The sequence below is a fragment of the Kocuria sp. genome, assembly GCF_030536815.1.
GTDB lineage: Bacteria > Actinomycetota > Actinomycetes > Actinomycetales > Micrococcaceae > Kocuria > Kocuria gwangalliensis.
Genome location: NZ_JAUNPE010000090.1, coordinates 2,667 through 6,502, shown reverse-complemented (window position 1 = coordinate 6,502; position 3,836 = coordinate 2,667). Strand labels below are relative to the sequence as shown.

The following is a 3,836-nucleotide window of genomic DNA, read 5'->3' as shown; positions in this document are numbered from 1 at the left end:
CTCGGCGACGATGCTCGAGCTCCTTTTCTCCGGCTGCTCGGATGAATGTGTCTGAGTGGGTGAGTGGTGAGGCAGCGGACCCGGGTAGCCGCCTCACGGGATGTGCGTGACGCACCGACGGCAGCGTCAGCCGCTTCACGGTCGTACAGATACTCATGGTCGCGATAGAAGCAGGCAACCAATGGTGCGGACAATGAACGGAGCGAATCCCAATGAGAGGCGAGTGCCGGGTGATCGGCTCCGGAGCTGAACGCTGACTCGACGCTTCGGCCGCACCACTCTGACAACGCGTAATCGTGCGTAAAATACGGCACCGCCAACAGAGCGACGATCTTGTCGTACCAGTAGGGTCGGCGGAGTTCATGATCCTACCGGGCCGGACCCACCACCGCGCGGCGGACGACCCGCCCCGGCGGGACCATAGGGCCAGAAGCTCGAGCGCGAGTGCCAGACCGAAGAATCTCAGTGTCCAAACCATGCCCAGTACTCACCACGGTCGCTATCCGCCCGGCGCCCGCCACTACCTGCTCGGTGACCCGCACTCCTTATGGCGGTTGACCCCGGCGCGAGCACGTCCCGCCCGCGACGGGGCCGCCGCATCCCGTAGCCACACCGCACCGGCCGCAATGGCCATGGTCAGCGGCAAGCTCGCGAGGCCAAGCAGAAGGAGCAACGCGGTCGGTTCGGTGCGATGCAGCCACCAAGACCCGAATCCCGCCACAAGCAGGGCGGGGGCCAGCGCGAGCCCCGCCGTGGTCGAGAGGGCGAAGCTCCCGGAACCGATGGCGAAACCCAGTGCCATCCCGATGTTGGTCGCCGACCATACAACCACCGCCAGCAGGACTACGCCGAGGGGGTCGTGCAGGTAGTCGTTCCACAGGCCCGAACCGTCCGCGGACGCCGGGCCGACCAGGCGCCACGGCAGAACGGCGAGCGCGATGCCGATCCCGGTGAGCGGGCCGGTCAGCAGCGCGCCGGTTATCGCACCGGTCCGGGTGGCCCGCTTCGTCCCGATTTGTGCGACGGCCACCGCGATGGTGGCGATCCCGATCGCGATGAACCCGCCCGCCGGGGCGCCGTCGCGGTCCATCCGGCGCTGTTGGCTATCGAGCACGAGCCCCGTGTTCAACAGCAGGAATAGCCCCGTCACCGCGACGGTGAGGACCAGGGCGACGCCGACGGCGCGGGCGGCCGCTCGGCCGACCTCCCCGATCATCCGTCGAGCCGCTCGTCCGTCGGCGAGATAGGCCGGTCACCATGGACCCGGCCGAGTTTCCGGCGGCCGTTCATTGCATCGCGGACCGGATCGACGTCGGCCCTTCCGCTGCACGGCGCGCCGGGACCCGCCTCGGTCGGCTTCTCAAAAGGCTCGTGCATCCTCGGCTCCTGATCGTCGGCACATTGCGGGCCGACACCTCGCCGGCACACGCCACGCTACCGACCGCGGTCCGCGCTGACCACCGCTGCGAGTGTAGGCGAACCCGCCCGGGGGAAATGTGCAGCGTTGGTGCCATGACTACGCCGCGCCGGAACACGGTGGCGCTCCGCTCTACCCGTGAAAGACCACATCGATGCCGGGATGAGTATGTCTGACACGGGTATTACAATGGATTCATGTCAACAGTGACGAAGCGGGATCTCAACCAGCGGACATCAGACGTGCTCGCGCAGGCTGCCGAGCTTGGTGAAGTGATCGTGACCGAGCGAGGAGAGCCCCGCTGGCGGGTGAGTTCCTACCGTGGCCAGGACGACGCGCTCGCCCGAGCCGCGCGGCAGGGACGCTACACGCCCCCGGCCTCAAGGCGCGTGCCGTGGCCCGAGGCCGTCGGCGGGCCGCATTACGAGTCGGAGGATGTCGACGCGTTGCTCGACGAGATGAAGGGTGATCACTGAACCGTGAGCATCGTTTATCTGGATTCCTCGGTGGCGCTGCGTACGATCCTCGATGTTCCCGAACGCGTGCGGCTGCAGAAATGGCTGGATTCGCCCCATACGAACTTTGTGTCGTCGAGGTTGTTGCGGACTGAGGTAGCTCGCGTGCTGCGGCGCGACGAAAGGCCTCTATCGGAGGCGGAACCGCTGCTGAGTCGCGTGGGGCTGTTCGACATTTCTCGTGAGACGTACGCGGTCGCGGAGTCGATCGAGCGGCACGTCAAGGCGCTCGATGCCTTGCATCTCGCCACCGCCTTGTTGATCGGAGAATCGGTCACGGTTGCCAGTCATGACGCGAATATGAAGGCGGTGGCCGAGCATCTCGGTCTCACCGCGGTGGACCCAGTGGAATCCGGTTGATCGGGCTCGGAGAAGGTGGAGACCGTTGACTACCACTGACAAGATCACGCCACTGCGGTTCGCATGAAAGTCCGTAAGGTCCGGCCGGCCGATGTATCGGCACTGCAGCGTCTCATGCTGTCGAACCCCGGGTATACGCGTCGCGTACAAGGTGGCGCAGTTGGCGCGGATGCTGCGCGAGAAGTGCTTGCTGCGCTGCCGCCCGGTGTCGAACGCGATCAAAAATGGGGCCTCGGTGTGTGGGAGGGTGACCTCCTGGTGGCGTTCGCCGACGTGATCGTCGGATGGCCCGACCCCTCGTCTGCGCACATCGGTCTGCTGATGACGGACGGCGCGCGAGAAGGGCAAGGCCTCGGGCGTACGTTGCACACGGCCATAGTGGAGGAGCTCCTCGAACTGCGGACGGTCGAGACGCTGCGGTTGTCGATCGTGGATACGAATGCCGCGGTGGCGGAGCCCTTCTGGATCAAGATGGATTACTCAGCCACCGGTGAAGCAATTCCGTACGAATCCGGAGCAGTATCGTCTACGGCGCGAATTTGGGTGCGGCCCACCAGATGAGCCGCTAACACCGAGTGGTACCATCAATTGGTACCACTCGACTCTGTGAAGGGAGTTCATCATGTCCATCAGTGCAAGCGAGGCGCGTAAGACCCTGTTCCCGCTGATCGAGCGGGTGAACGAGGACCGCGATGCCGTCGAGATCGTCTCCCGCAAGGGCAACGCCGTCCTTATGCCGGCCGACGAGTACGCCGCATGGCAGGAGACCGCGTACCTATTCCGTTCGCCGGCCAACGCCCGCCGGTTGCTCGATGCCTACGAGCGCGCCCGGGCCGGAAAGACCGAGGCCCACGACCTTGATCGAGCAGATGAGGACGCCTGAGTGCGTCTGGTCTGGGACCAGCTCGCCTGGGAAGACTATAAACACTGGCAGACGGCCGACCGAAAGACCCTCAAGCGCGTCAATGCGCTCATCGACGCCTGCCTCCGTGAACCGTTCTCCGGGATCGGAAAACCCGAGCAATTGAAGTATGGAGCGCAAGGTTCGTGGTCGCGGCGCATCACCGACGAGCACAGGTTGGTCTACCTCCTGGATAACGAGGACCTCGTGATCCTGCAGGCCCGCTACCACTACTGAGCCGGGTCACTCGATATTCGAGCAAGCGGTGGGATTTAGGTTTACTGTTTCGCATTGTCGACGTTCGGCAGTAAGCAGTGGTGGGGTGATGAGACCGTCCCGCATTAGGAGGACCAAGGACCAGTTGCCGGTCTGCTTCGGATGGACGGTGGCCGAACCGGGGGAGGGTGGAAATTGTTGACTAACGCCGACGAAATCGCGCCAATAGGTGGGGGACCGCAGCCCATCCTTCGGCGGCCGCACCGAGCGGATGCGTCTGACGTACTCGACGCGTTTCGTTCGAACCCGGACATGGCCCGCCAGGGCACGGTGACCGACGGCGCTGAGGCCGAGCGCTACCTCGGTCGCCTCCTCGACGATGACTCGACTCATGAACCGTGGGGGATTGCTCTCGATGGACGCCTCG

The 3,836-nt window shown here is 64.9% G+C and carries 6 protein-coding genes; 5 read left to right on the top strand and 1 reads right to left on the bottom strand.

The window, feature by feature from the left end:
• Nucleotides 1-520: 520 nt before the first annotated feature.
• Complete coding sequence (locus Q4E95_RS08990; protein WP_303382983.1) at nt 521-1,216, bottom strand: hypothetical protein; 696 nt, start codon at nt 1,214-1,216, stop codon at nt 521-523.
• 398 nt (nt 1,217-1,614) lie between these two features.
• Between Q4E95_RS08990 and Q4E95_RS08985 the strand changes: the two genes are divergently transcribed.
• The 5 genes from Q4E95_RS08985 to Q4E95_RS08965 all read left to right on the top strand — a co-directional run bounded on the left by Q4E95_RS08985 (nt 1,615) and on the right by Q4E95_RS08965 (nt 3,430).
• Nucleotides 1,615-1,893, top strand: coding sequence for a type II toxin-antitoxin system Phd/YefM family antitoxin (locus tag Q4E95_RS08985; protein WP_303382982.1), 279 nt, complete (start codon nt 1,615-1,617; stop codon nt 1,891-1,893).
• A gap of 3 nt (nt 1,894-1,896) precedes the next feature.
• Complete coding sequence (locus tag Q4E95_RS08980; RefSeq protein WP_303382981.1) at nt 1,897-2,292, top strand: type II toxin-antitoxin system VapC family toxin; 396 nt, start codon at nt 1,897-1,899, stop codon at nt 2,290-2,292.
• 63 nt (nt 2,293-2,355) lie between these two features.
• A complete protein-coding gene (locus Q4E95_RS08975) occupies nt 2,356-2,853 on the top strand; it encodes a GNAT family N-acetyltransferase (protein WP_303382980.1) in 498 nt (165 codons plus the stop codon).
• 61 nt (nt 2,854-2,914) lie between these two features.
• Complete coding sequence (locus Q4E95_RS08970; protein ID WP_303382979.1) at nt 2,915-3,175, top strand: type II toxin-antitoxin system Phd/YefM family antitoxin; 261 nt, start codon at nt 2,915-2,917, stop codon at nt 3,173-3,175.
• A complete protein-coding gene (locus Q4E95_RS08965) occupies nt 3,176-3,430 on the top strand; it encodes a Txe/YoeB family addiction module toxin (protein WP_303382978.1) in 255 nt (84 codons plus the stop codon).
• The last annotated feature ends 406 nt before the right edge of the window (nt 3,431-3,836 follow it).

Coding starts and splice junctions, on each gene's coding strand:
- Q4E95_RS08990 (WP_303382983.1), bottom strand. CDS start 1,216: ATGATCGGGGAGGTCGGCCGAGCGGCCGCCCGCGCCGTCGGCGTCGCC.
- Q4E95_RS08985 (WP_303382982.1), top strand. CDS start 1,615: ATGTCAACAGTGACGAAGCGGGATCTCAACCAGCGGACATCAGACGTG.
- Q4E95_RS08975 (WP_303382980.1), top strand. CDS start 2,356: ATGAAAGTCCGTAAGGTCCGGCCGGCCGATGTATCGGCACTGCAGCGT.
- Q4E95_RS08970 (WP_303382979.1), top strand. CDS start 2,915: ATGTCCATCAGTGCAAGCGAGGCGCGTAAGACCCTGTTCCCGCTGATC.